10 protein-coding genes are annotated in these 16,026 nt (G+C 59.5%); 6 read left to right on the top strand and 4 right to left on the bottom strand.

What is annotated here, in order from left to right:
* The 3 genes from H8B14_RS20540 (at window position 1) to H8B14_RS20530 (ending at window position 5,755) form a co-directional block, all read left to right on the top strand.
* Entirely contained in the window at window positions 1-2,610 is a 2,610-nt protein-coding gene (locus H8B14_RS20540) for a lamin tail domain-containing protein (RefSeq protein ID WP_187317555.1), read from the top strand.
* 220 nt (window positions 2,611-2,830) lie between these two features.
* Window positions 2,831-4,405: a DUF1800 domain-containing protein gene (locus H8B14_RS20535; RefSeq protein WP_187317554.1), complete on the top strand. Its 1,575-nt coding sequence runs from the start codon at window positions 2,831-2,833 to the stop codon at window positions 4,403-4,405.
* A gap of 138 nt (window positions 4,406-4,543) precedes the next feature.
* Complete coding sequence (locus H8B14_RS20530; protein ID WP_187317553.1) at window positions 4,544-5,755, top strand: DUF1501 domain-containing protein; 1,212 nt, start codon at window positions 4,544-4,546, stop codon at window positions 5,753-5,755.
* 63 nt (window positions 5,756-5,818) lie between these two features.
* Here the strand turns inward: H8B14_RS20530 and H8B14_RS20525 are convergent, their stop codons facing one another.
* The 4 genes from H8B14_RS20525 to H8B14_RS20510 form a co-directional block, all read right to left on the bottom strand.
* Window positions 5,819-6,664 carry a transporter gene (locus H8B14_RS20525; RefSeq protein WP_187317552.1) on the bottom strand — a complete coding sequence of 282 codons (846 nt, stop codon included), beginning with the start codon at window positions 6,662-6,664 and terminating at the stop codon, window positions 5,819-5,821.
* A gap of 85 nt (window positions 6,665-6,749) precedes the next feature.
* Entirely contained in the window at window positions 6,750-9,002 is a 2,253-nt protein-coding gene (locus tag H8B14_RS20520; protein ID WP_187317551.1) for a TonB-dependent receptor, read from the bottom strand.
* Between the two features lie 94 nt (window positions 9,003-9,096).
* Window positions 9,097-10,431 (bottom strand): Nramp family divalent metal transporter, encoded by a 1,335-nt coding sequence (locus H8B14_RS20515; RefSeq protein WP_222840672.1) that lies wholly within the window; start codon window positions 10,429-10,431, stop codon window positions 9,097-9,099.
* A gap of 246 nt (window positions 10,432-10,677) precedes the next feature.
* Entirely contained in the window at window positions 10,678-12,078 is a 1,401-nt protein-coding gene (locus tag H8B14_RS20510) for a PQQ-dependent sugar dehydrogenase (RefSeq protein ID WP_187317549.1), read from the bottom strand.
* A gap of 146 nt (window positions 12,079-12,224) precedes the next feature.
* On the opposite strand from H8B14_RS20510, the gene H8B14_RS20505 reads away from it, so the two are divergent.
* The 3 genes from H8B14_RS20505 (at window position 12,225) to H8B14_RS20495 (ending at window position 15,561) form a co-directional block, all read left to right on the top strand.
* Complete coding sequence (locus H8B14_RS20505) at window positions 12,225-12,683, top strand: GNAT family N-acetyltransferase (protein ID WP_187317548.1); 459 nt, start codon at window positions 12,225-12,227, stop codon at window positions 12,681-12,683.
* A 113-nt stretch (window positions 12,684-12,796) separates the two neighbouring features.
* Window positions 12,797-14,020 (top strand): hypothetical protein, encoded by a 1,224-nt coding sequence (locus tag H8B14_RS20500; protein ID WP_187317547.1) that lies wholly within the window; start codon window positions 12,797-12,799, stop codon window positions 14,018-14,020.
* A gap of 251 nt (window positions 14,021-14,271) precedes the next feature.
* Window positions 14,272-15,561 carry a serine hydrolase gene (locus H8B14_RS20495; protein WP_187317546.1) on the top strand — a complete coding sequence of 430 codons (1,290 nt, stop codon included), beginning with the start codon at window positions 14,272-14,274 and terminating at the stop codon, window positions 15,559-15,561.
* The last annotated feature ends 465 nt before the right edge of the window (window positions 15,562-16,026 follow it).

Below are 16,026 nucleotides of genomic sequence, written 5' to 3'. Positions count from 1 at the left end.
GTGAAAAAACTGCTACTGTTATTGCTGCTAAGCCCTTTCACGGCGGCAGCCCAGCTTACCGATTCCTTTACCGACGGCGACTTCACCCAAAACCCCGCCTGGACCGGCGACGCCGCCAGCTTTCAGGTAGCTAACCAGCAGCTGCAAAGCAATGGCCCCACTGTTACTGGCACCCAGCTGCAACTCGCCACGCCGTGCCAGGCCGCCACGGGCGGCACCACCTGGGAGTTCTGGGCGAATCTGCGGCTGGCGACTAGCAGCGGCAACTATGCCGACGTGTGGCTGGTAGCCGAGCAATCCGACCTGAAAGCCACCGGCAACCGCGGCTACTTCGTGCGCCTCGGCGGCACCCCCGATGAAGTGGCCCTGTTCCGTAAAGACGCCACCGGCAGCCCCGCCTACGTCATCAACGGTGCTGATGCTACGCTCAGCTCGGCCACCAACAACCCCGTGCGGGTGCGCGTTACGCGCTCCGTCGCCGACGTCTGGACGCTGGAACGCGACCTGACGGGTGGCACCAGCTATGTGAGCGAAGGCACGGCCTCTGATGCTACGTACCAGCGCGGCGCCTGGTTTGGGGTGTATCTGACGTACTCATCGGCCAACAACCGGGCATTTTCCTTCGATGATTTCCGTGTGACGGATACGGCGCCGCCCCGCGCCATCATCGCCGGTGTCACTGGCCCGCAGCAGCTTGATGTTACGTTCAATGAGCCGGTGTCGGCTACGCAGAACGCCGCTAGCTACCGGCTGACGGGGGCCGGCGCGCCCGCCGTAACGGCCGCCCTGCGCGACGCCACCGACCCAACTATCGTGCACCTGACGCTGGCCGGGCCGTTGCCGCTGGGCAGCAATACTGTGGAAGCCCGCAACGTGGCTGACCTCTACGGCAACACCGCTGCCGGCCCGCTCACAGCCACGTTCAGCTACAGCGGTACGGCTGTGGCCCCAGCCTTCAGCCAGGTGCTCATCACTGAAATCATGGCTGATGAGACGCCGGTGGTGGGGCTGCCGGCCTCGGAGTACCTGGAAATCCACAATCCCTCGGCCACGGCTGTGCTGGATCTGGCGGGTGTGCAGCTGCTCAAACCAGGCCAGACGGGTAATCCGGCGGTGTTTCCGGCCGGCGCGACGCTGCTGCCCGGTGAGTATGCTGTGGTGTGTGGCAGCACGCGGGCCCCGTTGTTTGCAACCTTCGGCAAGGTGTTCGGGCTGAGTAATTTCCCCAGCCTCAGCAATGCCGGCGACCAGCTGCTACTGCGCACCCGCACCGGCCGCACACTGTTTGAAATCAGCTATTCTGACACCTGGTACAAAGACAGCCGCAAAAAAGACGGCGGCTGGAGCCTGGAAATGGTGGATACGGCCAACCCCTGCGCGGGCATCGAAAACTGGACGGCCAGCACCGACGCCCGCGGCGGCACGCCCGGCCGCGCTAATTCCGTGCGTGCCATTAACCCCGACCGTACGGCCCCGGTTTTGCTGCGCGCTCTGGCTCTCAATTCTACCACTGTGCGGCTGTTTTTTGGGGAAAAACTCGATAGCCTGACGGCTGCCAACCCTGCGCTTTACACGCTCACGCCCACTACGGCCGTCACACGCGCCGCACCCGTCTCACCCGATTTCCGGGTGGTAGACCTCACACTGGCCACGGCGCTACAAGCCAGCCAACCCTTGACCTTGACCGTGCAGCGCGCCCTCGACTGCGTGGGCAATGCCGCCGGCCCGGCTACCTCAGCTACGTTCGGGCTGCCCTCGCCCGTAGCGGCTGGCGACGTGGTGGTCAACGAAATCCTGTTCAACCCGCGCACCAGCGCCGTGGATTTTGTGGAACTGCTCAACCGCTCTGGCAAGTACCTCGACGTGCAGGGCTGGCAGTTGGCCAATATTCGCCCCGACAGCACCGCCGACGCGGAGGCTGTCAGCGCCGGGCCCTACGTGCTGGCGCCCGGCCAGCTGCTGCTGCTCACCACCCGCCCCGACATCGTGCAGCGCGAGTATCCCACCAGCTCCGACCCGGCTGCCTTCCTGGCTATGTCTGCCTTTCCTACTTTCCCGGATGATGCCGGCATTGTGGCGCTGTTCGACAACCAGGGACGCCGGCTGGACCGTTTCGCTTACAACGCCGACCAGCATTTGCGCTTGCTCGATGATGTGAATGGCGTGTCGTTGGAGCGGATTCGGGCCGCGGGGCCGAGTACGGCCAGCAACTTCCATTCGGCGGCCAGCAGTGCGGGCTATGCCACGCCCGGCCGCCCTAATTCCCAGCAGCAGGACGCTGCGGCCGGCAACCAGCAGTTCAGCGTGGTGCCCGAGGTTTTCACGCCCGACGAGGACGGCCAGCAGGATTTCACTACCCTCAACTACCAGCTTGATGGCCCCGGCTACGCGGGCAGCGTGAATGTGTATGATGCGCAGGGCCGCCTCACGCGCCGCCTGGCCCGCAACGAGACGCTGGCTACCACTGGCTTTTTCCAGTGGGACGGCCTCACGGATAAAGGCCAGAAAGCGGCCATCGGCTACTATGTGCTGCAGATTGAGCTGTTCAAACCCAACGGCGGCAGCAAGCAGCAATACCGCAAAACGGTGGTGCTGGGCGCTAGATTCTAAGCGCACCTAAGCTGTCATTGCGAGGCCGAAGGCCGTGGCAATCTTTCCTTTCTCTGAGCCAAGCAACCCTTACCGACAAGCTTTCCAGCGGTAGGTTAGTATACTGCCAGAGCGCTTGTCGCTTAATTGAAGCTCACATCTTTTAGAGGAAGGATTGCCACGGCTTTCGGCCTCGCAATGACAGCATTAAACCTGCTGCCATACTCTGCGTCCAACTATCATGACTCTGACGACGCAACAACAGCTTCAGCACTTGTACTGGCGGGCTGGGTTCGGGCCGCGGCCTGAGGATGTGGCGGCCGGCTTCACGCCCCGCAAGGCGTTGCGCCAGCTGCTGCGCAACTCCGAAAAAGTGGAGCTGCTCGACAGCCCGCAAATGCGCTATACCGAGCCGCTAACCCAATTTCGGCCGGTGGCGCCGGCTGCCGGCAAGCCGCAGTCGGGCATGGTAACCACACCCGACCAGACGACTATGGGTGCCGAAATGGAAGTGCCCGTGACGGCGCTGCCGGTGCGCTCGGCGCTGGCGAATCAGCAGAAGGGACGCTCACAGCCGCCGCTACTGCGCCGCCAGGACATGAGCGCACAACAGCGGAAAATGCAGAACCAGAGCATTCAGCAGGCTTTTTACGCCATGAATACTGGCTGGCTTACCCGCATGGCTACTTCACCAGCGCAATTGCGGGAGAAGCTGACGTTCTTTTGGCACGGGCACTTTGCCTGCCGCGTGCGCCGCCCCGATGCGGCCCTGCACCTCAACAATACCATCCGACAACTCGCGCTGGGCAAGTTTTCTGACTTATTGCTGGCCGTGAGCAAGGAGCCGGCTATGCTGCAGTTTCTCAACAATCAGCAAAACCGCAAGCAGCGCCCCAACGAAAACTTCGCCCGCGAGGTGATGGAGCTGTTCACGCTGGGCCGCGGCAACTACTCGGAAACCGACGTGAAGGAAGCCGCCCGCGCCTTTACCGGCTGGGGCTACAATGCCCAGGGCGAGTTCGTATTCCGTCAGAACCAGCACGATGACGGCCCCAAAACCTTCCTGGGGCGCACCGGCAATTTCACCGGCGAGCAGGTGCTGGCCATCATTCTGGAGCAGCCGCGCACGGCCGAGTTCATTGCCACCAAGCTCTACCGCTTCTTCGTGAACGACACACCCAACCCCGCCCACATTCAGCCGATGGCGCAGGCGTTCTTCAAGAGTGGCTATGACATCAACGCATTGCTGGAGCAGATGTTTTCGGCGCAGTGGTTTTACGAGCCCGCCAACGTGGGCACGCGCATCAAGTCGCCGGTGGAGCTGCTGGCCGGCATCAAGCGCACTATGGGCCTGCAATTGGTGGACGACAGGCCGCTGATTGTGTTTCAGAAGGCACTGGGCCAGACGCTGTTTCAGCCGCCGAACGTGGCCGGCTGGCCCGGCGGCCGCAACTGGATTGACTCGTCGTCGCTGCTGTACCGGCTGCAGCTGCCCTCGGTGCTGCTTAAAAACGCCGAGTTCAATGTGGCGCTCAAACAAGACGAAAACGACATTGCGCCCAACCTAAGCAAAGCCGAGCGCACGTTTCAGCAGCAGGTGAAAACCACTGTGAAGTTGGCACCGGTGCAGGCGCTACTGTCCAAAACGCCGCCCCCACAGCAAGCCGCCGCGCTCAGCCGCTTCGTTCTACAGGCGCCCATTCGCCCCGAAAATCTAACCGTCATTCAGCAAGCCGCCGACAAAGCCCCCGCCGAAGGCCGCCTCCGCACTATGGTGACCAGCTTGCTGAGCTTGCCGGAATATCAGCTGATGTAGACTTATGTGCTGAAAAGCATTTGTAATGAACGTCATGCTGAGCTTGCCGAAGCATCTCTACTGAGGGTAATCAGTTGCTACTGCAACGAAGCGGTAGAGATGCTTCGGCAAGCTCAGCATGACCAAACGTAATAGAATATGTCTACCACCCGCCGCGACTTCCTCAAAACCTCCGTGCTGGCCAGCAGCCTGCTGTTTGTGCCCTCGTTTCTGCACGCGCTGGACCGCCAGGGCCTCAAAGACCTGCGCGACGCCCGCGGCCGTCGGCTGGTAGTGGTGCAGCTCGGCGGCGGCAACGACGGCCTCAATACCGTTATTCCGTACCGCAACGACCTATACTACAAGGCTCGCCCTACGCTCGGTATCCGGGAGCAGAGCGGCATCCTGGCCCTCGACAAAGACCTGGGCTTCAACCCAGCCATGACGCGCCTCAAAGGCCTCTACGACCAGGGCCACGTGGCTGTGCTCAACTCCGTGGGCTACCCCAACCCCGACCGGTCGCACTTCCGCTCGATGGATATCTGGCAGAGTGGCTCGGCTTCCGATGAGTACCTGAGCACCGGCTGGCTCGGCCGCTACCTCGACTCGAACTGCCCCAGCTGCCCCACCGCCTACAACGGCCTGGAGGTAGACGACACGCTGAGTTTGGCCATGAAGGGCGACCTGCGCAAGGGGCTGGCGCTGAAAAATCCGGGTAAGTTTCATCAGCTGACCCAGAACCAGTTTATTGCGCAGGTGAGCCGTCAGCAGCCCGCTGGTGCAGTGTCGGAGCTGGATTACCTCTACAAGACGCTGGCCGAAACCTCGTCGTCGGCCGACTATCTGTACCAGACCAGCAAGGTGTATAAGTCGGCGGTGGCGTACCCGAACAGCGAGTTTGGCCGCAACCTCAAAACCACTGCCGAACTGATTAATTCCGGCGTCGGCTCACGCGTGTTCTACGTGTCGCTCACGGGCTTCGACACGCACGTGCGGCAGCAGGAGCAGCAGGGCAAGCTGCTTGGTGATTTGTCGGAAGGCTTGGGCTCTTTTGCCGAGGATCTGCAGAAGGCCGGCAATTTCGACGACACGCTGGTGCTGGTGTTTTCGGAGTTTGGGCGGCGCGTGAGCCAGAATGCCAGCAACGGCACCGACCACGGCACCGCCAACAACGTGCTGCTGCTGGGCGGCGGCCTCAAGCAGAAAGGCGTCCTCAACAACGCCCCCGACCTGCAAAACCTGCTCGAAGGCGACCTGCGCCACCAGCTGGACTTCCGCAGCCTCTATGCCACCGTCCTCCACGATTGGCTGGAAGCCGACGACAAGGCTATCCTCGGCAGCCAGTTCGAGCGCCTGAAAGGGCTGGTTTAGTTGTCAGTAGGTAGTTGTCGGTTGTTGGTTTTTTTCTCGCTGACAGCCAGCAACTAAAACTACTTACCGCTCTATCACGAAGCCCAGATAATACTCTCGGTCGGCGCTGCTGCTGAGGGCAAAGCGGCGGCCAAAGTCCAGCTGTACCCGCTCACTGACGTGGAAAATAGGACCCACGTTGATAGCGGAAGTCCACTGCCGGGTTTTCAGGTTGCGGCGCGTGGAAAATTCAGCGAAGGCGGCCAACCAGTCGTTGAAGCCGTGGTCGACGGCAAAAGAGGGCGCTAATTCCACGGCGTGTTGCTTGGCGTCACGGTCATAGCTCAGAAACGAAGCAGCTTGGGCGCTGAGGTGCCACTCATGCTGAAAGTTGTAGGTGGCCGGCACCAGAATGCCGTACTCAAAGCCGCCGGCGCCTTCGCTGCCACCGGTGGGCAGGCGTACGAAGCCGATGGCAGCCACTACCAGCGGCTCGGTTTCGTCATCGTCGCCGATGAAATTGTGCTTCACGCGCACGGCCACGTCGCCGAAACCAGCGCTCCGCGCCATCGGCTCACCGGGTGCCCATTGCTTTTCCACCGTGTACGGGTCCACGAATACCTGCACCTCGGTGTGGTCGGTGAGGCCGGCCCGGATGGCAAAGGCGTTCAGGCGCAAGGTGCGGGAACGGGTTTCCTGCCCCGGCTTGCTGTTGATGAGCCGCACGAGGTCGGTTTCCAGCTGAAAATGGCCGGGGTCGATGGTATTGGGGCTTTCCGTCACGCCGGGCCGGTCGGCATTGAGCGGGCGTAGCTGCCGCTGCGGAGTTTCGCCGGTGGTGGCAGCGTTGGTTTGGCCGGGGCGTTTGAGCGTATCGGGGGCAGTTGGGGCCCCGGTCAGGCCCAGGGCCAGCGTGAGAGTAAGCAGCATAGTGGCAGGGAAAAGCGCAGCCCGCGCAAGTTAGCCCTTTGTACTACAGGCAGCCTTTAAACGAGGCAGGCCTCCCTGCCTAGCTCTACAAACTGTACCGCAGCCCCAGAAACGTGCGCCGGCCCTGCAGCGGCGCAAAGTTGTAGCTGGTGTCAAAGGTGTAGCCGTTCGGGTTGTCCTGGCCCACGGTTTTGTCGAACGGGTCGAAGGCGCGCAGCAGCGCGTGGCGGGGCAGGAAATCGAGCAGGTTTTTCACGCCGCCGTACACTTCCAGGTGTGGCCCCAGCCGCTTGGTGGCCTGCAGGTTCTGCAGCGAAAACCACGGCGAGCGGCCGGGCCGAAAGTCGTTGGGCTGCACCGGCAACTGCATGGGCCCGTTCACCTGCCCCGTATAATCCACCGACAAGCCCAGCTGCGCGAAAGTATAGCTAACCGAATACGTACCCGAAAACACCGGCGCGTGCAGCTGTGCCACCCGCCGAAGCGCACCCCCATCTACCGGCCGCTCTTTCCGAAAAACGTCCATCAGCGTGATGCCGGCCAATAGCTTCAAGGGCTTGCTGAACGTGACGTCGGTATTCAGCGAAACTCCCCGCGAAATGGCGTAGCCGTCGAGGTTGCGGTACACAATCTGGTTGGGGTCGGTGTCGTAATCGGGGCTGATTTTGTTGGTGAAATAGGTGTAGAACGCGCTGCCATCCAGCGAAAACGTGCCGGCTTTGGTGGTGAAGAAGCGGGTGTAGTTGATGTTGGCGTTCCAGCTGCGCTCCGGCTGCAGCGCCTCGGGTACCACTACTTCGCGGGCGCCGGTTAGCGCTGCGTGGTCCTCTGTAAACAAATTTACCACCCGGTAGCCATTGCCCACGCCCACGCGCAGCACGCGGCTGCCGTCTAGGGTGCCCCACTTGTAGTTGAGGCGCGGCGTGACAATGCTGCCGTGGCGTGGGTTGTAGTCGTAGCGCAGGCCGGCCAGCACGGTGGCGTCGGGCGTGAGTCGGAACTCGTCCTGCACAAACACGCCGGGCAAGTGAATCAAATCGGGCTGGTTGCGGGTTTCGGTGCCCGTGGCGGGCGTGTTGTCGTCGTACCAGGTAGAGCGGAAAGCCGCGCCCAGCAGCAGGTTGTGCCGGATACTGGGGCTTTTGGCCCAGGTCAGCTGCCCGAAACCCACGCGCTGCGTGGCGTTGTAGCGCGTGGTGCCGTAGGCCGAGTTCTGGCGGTGCTGGTTGAAGGAGCCGCTCAGCAGCAGCTTCTGGCCCGCCACCAGCAAGTGGTACTGGCCCAGCAGTTCGTAGCGGCTGGTATACACACTCTCGCCATACACACTGTCGCCGCCCCGAAACTCAGGCCGCCAGTCCAGCTGGCCGCCAAACCGGTCTTCGTAGTAGTAGCGGGCCGCTACACTGGCGGCGCGTTGCTCGGGCCGCTGCCAGCTCCACTTGTTGAACACCGACACCCGCTGCTGGGTAGGCACATCCGTGAAACCGTCCTGGTTCACGTCGCGGCGCTGGTTGTAGCCATACAGGTTGGTGCTGAGCAGGGTGGAGGCCGTACCCACCTTGGCGGCCGTAGCCAGATCCACATTCAGGTCGCGGTGCGAGGTGCCGAAAATATCCGCCGAAAAGCGGGGCGCTTTCGCCGGGTTCTTGGTAATGACGTTGATGAGCCCGCCCACTGCCTCCGAGCCGTAAAGCGTCGAGGCCGGGCCTTTCACCACTTCCACCCGCTCCACCAAGCTGCTCGGAATGCCGCTCAGGCCATACACCGTGCTCAGCGAGCTGACGATGGGCATACCGTCAATCAGCACCATCGTGTAGGGACCTTCCAGCCCGTTGATGTGGATGTCGCCGGTGCCGCACACGTTGCAGTTCAGCTGGGGCCGCACGCCGTTTACCATCGTCAGGTTCTCGAACAGGCAGGGGCTGGGGTTTTTCTGGAAGTAGCGCGGCGTGTACAGCTCCACCGCCACCGCCGACTCGCTCCGGATAACTTCGCCCAGCGTGCCGCTCACCACCACTTCGCCCAGCGCGCTGCTGCTCGGCGTCAGGGCCACATTCACGGTCGTAGGCTTATCGGCCGTTACCGTCACGTTCCGCTCCGCTGGCTGGAAACCCACGGCGCTGGCCACCAGCCGGTAATTGCCGGGCGCCACTTTCAGCAGCACAAACGCACCGTTTTCGTCGGCCGAAGCGCCCATACTGCTACCTTTCAGGCCCACGCTGGCAAATGGTACCACTTTGCCCTCAGCCCGCACCGTCCCGCGGATGCTACCTATCTGGCCCTGCGCTGCCAATAGCGTACTCAGATTCAGCAACAGCAGAAAGAAGAAATGCTTCATGTGTTTTTAGCTGAATGGTTATTTATTTTTTAGACTATGCTAAAACTTTATGCGCAAAAAAAGCGCGGAGCCTAGCTGGCAGCCGCGCTTTTTGTTACCCGAAAAAGGTTTTGTAGAGCAAGTAGGCGTTTAGCACGATGATAATACCTGACACAATCCACGCAGCTACCTGAACCCAAGGCCGGTTCACGAACACGCCCATTTTGGCCTTGCTGCTCGTAAACAGCACCAGCGGCACCACGGCAAAGCTCAGCTGCAAACTCAGAATCACCTGACTCAACACCAGCAGTTCGCCGGTGCCTTTCTCGCCGTAGATAATCGTGACGATGAGGGCTGGCACCACGGCAATGCCCCGTGTAATGAGGCGCCGCAGCCAGGGACGCAGCTTGATATCCAGAAAGCCTTCCATCACAATCTGGCCGGCCAGCGTGCCCGTAAGCGTAGAGTTCTGGCCCGAAGCCAGCAGTGCCACTGCAAACACCACACTGGCTGCCCCTGCACCGAGTACTGGTGCCAGCAGCTTGTGCGCGTCACCGATGTCGGCCACGTCCTGCAGGCCATTGCGGTGAAAGGCAGCTGCTGAAGTAATGAGAATGGCCGCATTCACGAAAAACGCCAGAAACAGCGCTACCGTCGAGTCGATAGTAGCAAACTTGATGGCCATGCGCTTGCCGGGCTCAGTTTGCTCGATAGCGCGCGTCTGCACGATGCTGGAATGCAGGTACAGGTTGTGCGGCATGACGGTGGCGCCCAGAATCCCGATGGCTATATAAAGCATCTTGGGATTGGTCACGACTTGTGGCTGCGGTACCAATCCGCCCAGAATGCCGAAATAATCAGGGTTTGATACAATGATTTCGTACAGGAAGCACCCAAAAATTACCACCGTGAGGCCTGCAATGATGCTTTCAATCACACGGAAGCCCCGGCTCTGGAACATCAGCACCACCAGCACATCCAGGATGGTGAGCACCACGCCCCAGGGCAGCGGCAGCCCAAACAGCAAATTTAGGGCAATGGCCGAGCCGATGACTTCGGCCAGGTCGCAGGCAGCAATGGCTACTTCGCACAGAAACCACAGCACCATGGCCACCGGCTTGGAGTAATGGTCGCGGCAGGCCTGCGCTAGGTCGCGCCCGGTCACGATGCCGAGCTTAGCCGACAGATGCTGCAGCAGCATCGCAAACAGGTTGGAAACCAAGATAACCGACAACAGTGTGTAGCCAAACTGCGAGCCGCCGGCAATGTCGGTAGCCCAGTTTCCGGGGTCCATGTAGCCTACGGCCACCATCAGTCCTGGTCCCCAAAACGCCCGCATTTTGCGCCAAAACGAAGCACTGAGGGCTGGCACCTTAATGCTCCCGTGAACTTCGCTCAAAGACAAAGACGTGCGGGCCCGCCGCCAGCCGGTTTCCGCCGCGGGGGGCATTTCTCGCACGGGCGTAGGCTGTACTGTTGTAGGCATAAGGTACGGAGGTAATGAGACGCAAATATACGTTTTTAGACTTGTCTAAAAATATTTTTAAAGACACCATGAATACCGGTTTCACTCAGAAAAGGTTTTCAGAAGTGTCGTGCCTAAATAGGTTTTATCAAATACAACCACTCTTTAAACGCGAAAAAGCCGGCCACCATCTTTAGGAAGAAGACAGTGGCCGGCTTTCAACAGCAGGTGCTATTCTACCAATAACTTCCGCTGCACTGGCGTACCATCTAGCTGCGTCCGAACGGTATATACACCCGGCGCGAGGCGGCTCAGGTCCAACACCAGTTCCGAGCGGCCCGCCATAGGGAGCGTTTGAGTGAGGCGCCCTACTGCGTCATGTAAGGTGAGAGCTGCACTGGCCGGTGCAGGCAGCCGTACAGTAGCAGTTCGTGCGGCTGGGTTCGGCCACACACTCAGCGCCGCCGACTGGGCATTGCGAGTGGAACTAGGCGTGAAAGCCCGATTTTCCAGTACCAGCAGCCGGTCATCGGTGGCGCCGGGCGTGGCGCGGCCGTCGCGGTTGCTGGTGGTCAGGTATACCTTGCCCTGCGGCGACACACAAATGGCCCGCAGGCGTCCGTAGGTACCGCTCCATAAGTCGGCTTGGCTGGTTACCTGGTCGCCGGCCGCATTGAGCTGTATAGCGGTAAGCTTGCCGGCTTTCAGGCTTACCATCAGCAGGGAGTTGGCCCATTGCGGAATGGCGGGGCTATTATATGCCGTGAGGCCGGCTACGGCAATCGTCGGCGTGTAAGCTGTCAGTGGCTCGCGCACGTTGTTGGCGCTGCAGAATGTCTGCTCGGCGGGCAGATTGCAGAAACCCTCCACATTTGGCCAGCCATAATTGCGGCCCGGCTCAATCAGGTTCACCTCGTCGTCGTTGTTGGGGCCGTGCTCCGAGCTGTAGAGCCGGCCTGAAGCTGCCCTTGCAAGCCCCTGCGGGTTGCGGTGGCCCAGCGTGTACACCAGGCTGCCCGCCGTAGGGTTAGTGGCCGGTACGCTGCCATCAAGGTTTAGGCGCAGTACTTTGCCATTCAGCGAAGCTCTATTCTGGGCTTCAGGTAGTTGCTGTGCGTCGCCGGTGGTCATGAGCAGGGTACGGTCGGGCAGGATGAGCAGGCGTGAGCCACTGTGCGTAGTCGCGGCCGGAATGTTGCCTAGCAGTATCAGCGGGCTACTCAGGGTGCCTGCCGTAGCCGAATACGTGTAGCGCACTAGCTTCTCCTTAAGAGCCCCGGCGTCGGTGTAGTTGTACACGATGTACACGAAAGGCGAAGTCGTGAAGTCGGGGTGTAGCGCCATACCCAGCAGGCCACTTTCGCCGGTTTCCGTTACGTCGGCCACGGTCAGCAGCGGCACTACCTGGCCGGTGGTAGGGTTTATGCGGCTGATACGGCCGCCGCGCTCCGTCATCCACAGGAAATTATCCGGGCCCCACAGCAGTTCCCAGGGCGTATTCAGGTTGTTGGCAACAGCCGACAGCGTGAGCGTAGTGGTGCCCACCGTATAGGTTGCCAGTGGCGGATTCTGCTGAGCGCAGGCCGGAGTCGCTAAACCGGCCAGCAGCAGGAGAGTAGGAATACGTTTCATGGGAAAACTGATAGGGTGAGAAATAGGGGTGTCCTGCTGCCTGCCGGACCTGCCCATAGGTTGGCGGCCGGTTTGTAGCTTTGGCCACGTTGCTTGGTAGTGAATATACGAACAAGCAAATTGTTCACAGACAATGCCTTTCAGTTATGCCAAGCCTTATTCATCCCAGCGGCTTCACCATCAGCACCGACCCTGCCCGTCTCGACCTAGTCGGCATTCATGCTTACCTAAGCCTCGAGTCTTACTGGGCCAAAGGCATTCCTATTGAAACCGTAAAGCAGGCCATAGCCAACTCACTTCCGTTCGGGCTTTACTCTCCTGAGGGCCAGCTGGCAGGCTTTGCGCGCGTCGTCACCGATTATGCCACATTTGCCTGGCTCTGCGACGTATTCGTGCTGCCTGCCTATCAAGGCAAGGGGTTGTCGAAGTGGCTGATGGAAGTGGTGTGGGCGCATCCGCAACTACAAAACCTGCGGCGCCGGATGCTGGCTACCCTCGATGCCCATGGGCTGTACGAGCAATTCGGTTTCGCTCCGTTAGCAGTTCCCGAGCGGTTCATGGAAATCCGCAAGCACAACCCCTACGGCGCCGAAACGGCCAACTAAAGCAGTAAACTAGGTGCCGGTGTTCGTGGTGCTCGGGCAATGATAGCGCAACACCTTCCTCTGAAACACACCAACACCGTATCTTGACGCTCTTCTCATTCCCAACGCTTTTCATGCAAATCTCTGCCTACCGGCTCCTATTGCCTGCCGCGTTGCCTGCCGCGCTGCTGGTTCTGGGTGCCTGCTCTGACCAGAAGAAAACGTCTGTTGAATCCGCAGCTCCTGCACTACCTCGCCCCGATACAGCCGTAGCAACTGCATCAGCACCTGCCGCCCCGCGCCCCGATACGGTTTACGTGCACGATGTAGCCGCTTATCTTGCCGGCCAGTTAGTAAGCCGCAAAAGCGACTTGCAGCAGCTGATGGAGCTTCCCGCGTGGCAGGCTTTCGCCACCGACGCCGACAAAAGCTGGACCAGCTACCACGCCACGCGCACCACCAAAATAGAGCAATGGGCTGCTACGGAGCTGGATTCGGTCCGGGCAGCCAGCCCTACCGTATTTTATCCATTCAGTGGTCCTGATTTGCTCAACGTCGTGACGATGTTTCCGGAAAGCAGCACCTACGTGCTGGTAGGGCTGGAGCCAGTAGGATCTGTGCCCGGTCGCACCACGCTCAGTAACCCCAAGCTGTTTCCGGCCCTTAAGGCGTCATTGTGGTCAGTGCTGAACTTCAGCTTCTTTCGCACCAACGACATGGCTGTCGATCTTAAGTCCGTGGAGTTGGATGGTGCCCTCCCGCTGATGATGCTGTTCGCCGCCCGAACCGGCCACCAGATTCAGGAAGTAAAATACGTGCAGCTTTCCACCGATGGCCAACTGGCTCCCGCCGATAGTAGTAGTAGTAGGCGCCGTCCTGGGCCCAACGTTATTCCCGGCGTCGAGCTAGCCATGCTTAGTGCGTCCGGCAGGCTGCAGAAGGCGCAGTACTTCTCTGCCGACATCAGCGACTGGAAAATGGGGACCAACAAGAAAGCCATAGTGAAATACGTGTCCAGCCTGGGGCCGCTGACCACCTACGTGAAATCGGCCACTTACCTCATGCACAAGCCCTACTTCAGCGAAATCCGCAACCTTATTCTCACGCGCAGCAATTATCTACTCCAAGACGACTCAGGTATCGCCATGAAATATATCCGCCCCACTGATTGGCACCTTACGTACTACGGTGCCTATAAGCGACCTATCAGCCTGTTTGCCAGACACTACCAGCCCGAACTGACCACGGTGTATACCGATACCGCCAACCGGCCACGCCCCTTGCCCTTCGGTACCGGCTACAACTGGCGACAGAACGATTCCAACCTGCTGCTGGCCCGCCGCAAAACAATGCTATAGCCTGCGGGTATCAGGAATCCGCCGCCGAATATTCTTTCCGAGCAAGCCACGGCCGATGCTGTGGCTTGTTTCGTTGGTAGGTACAATCCCAAGTCTACCGGCAGGCTCTCCATTATCAACTTACCTGGGGTAGGAGAAAAGAAGCCTGCTTATCTGTATAGTGTGTTTCCGCTCAATCAATGTCTCGCTTGTTGATTGCGTAATTTTCGAATATGAGCCACTCTTATATAATAGGTATACTCCGGTTCGGTATGCTACTGCACTGGCTGGCGCTACCATGCCTTGCGACGGGGCAATCCGCCATAGACATACCGAGCTATGTTGCGCCCCACTCAACCACCCAGCAGACTGCTAACAGCCCATTACTCGACAGCCTGCTGCATACTGACCCCCAGCTAGCCCGCATTGCCGATAACCCCCACGAATATGAGCTACAGATTATTTATACCCAGATCAACCGCGACGAGTATAACCAGCCACATTTCGTCCAGCACAACTTCCAGGTTGATGCCCACCGATATTTCAATCCGGCCAGTCTCGTAAAGCTGCCCACGGCTGCGCTGGCGCTCGAAAAGCTCAACCAACTGGCTAAGCCAGGCCTCACCCGGCACAGTCCGATGGCCACCCGCACCGCCTTCCGCTGCCAGACCGCCGCTCCCTACAACCCCGCCGCCGATCCCGACCGTCTCAATACCGTAGGCAACTATATCAAACGGATGCTGCTCGTCAGCGACAACAACGCCTACAACCGGCTGTATGAATTTCTGGGCCAGCGGCCCCTCAACGAACGTCTGGCGCAGCTAGGCTACGCTGATACCCGTATCGTGCGCCGTTTCGCTCCCTGCAACCCGGAAGCCAACCGCCACACCAACCCGATTGACTTTTTCACACCAAGCGGAGCATTGCTCCACCAGCAACCCGCCGCTACCAATCCAATTCCATTCAACCACCCGTTAGGGCGCATCACCAAAGGCAGAGCACATCAGGCCGAAGGACGTATCGTTTTGCAGCCATTCGACTTCACTACCGCCAATTATCTCTCGCTGCGGCATATTACCGATATGCTAAAAGCCATCATCTTCCCGCAAGCCATACCCGTCTCCCAACAATTCCAGCTAACTCCCGACGATTATTCCTTCCTGCGCTATTATCTGCATCACACACCACACGGCTCAGGCTACAAGCCATATACTGCTAGTCAATATTTCGATGCTTATAAGAAGTACCTATACTATGGTTGCCGCCCACAAGCAGAAACACGTCCCTCGCTGCATATCTATAATGTGGTTGGCATGTCACACGGGTACTTATCCGACGTCGCCTACTTCGCCGACGCCGCTACTCAAACTGAATTTCTGCTGAGCGCCGTCCTCTACGTCAATCAAGATGGCATTATCAACGACGGTGCCTACGATTATACAACCATCGGCTTGCCTTTTCTGGAAAAGCTAGGCCAACAAGTACTGCAGTACGAGGCCCACCGCCCACATGAGTTTGCGCCTGATTTATCTGAGTTTTTCAAGTTGGAGCCGATCAGGTAAACTTTTTTATTTTCATTTGAACCTTCAATAGCTGATAAGTAGTTACACATCAGCTGCCTAAAAAGGAAGCTGTAGGCTTTACCTTAAACTTTCTTCGCTCCGGGCTTGCATAAGGAGCAATGGGCTACTACTTTTGCACTCCCAATCCGAAACGCGGTACGGGAAAGGGCCCTACGGCCAGCGCTGAAAGAATGTTTTTTTGCGGTTGCAAATCCCGGGGAAGTTCACTTACCTTTGCAGCCCGCTTCACCGGTTCCGGCCGGCCCGGGGCAGAAAAATAAGTTCTGCTGGAACTTGGAAACGAAGAAAAAGTGTTGCTACCTTTGCAACCCGCTTCAACCGGAGGCGGCTAAGTTGGCGCAGAAAAACACAATTTCTTCTGGCGTCACTTGCAACTTCGAAAAGGTCGTTGTACCTTTGCAGCCCGCTTCGCTCGGAAGGGGCAGCGCAGCTTATGACTACGGA

This window comes from Hymenobacter puniceus (assembly GCF_014333525.1).
Lineage (GTDB): Bacteria > Bacteroidota > Bacteroidia > Cytophagales > Hymenobacteraceae > Hymenobacter.
Note: the sequence above shows the minus strand (reverse complement) of the source record. Positions and strands in the feature narration are given on the sequence as shown.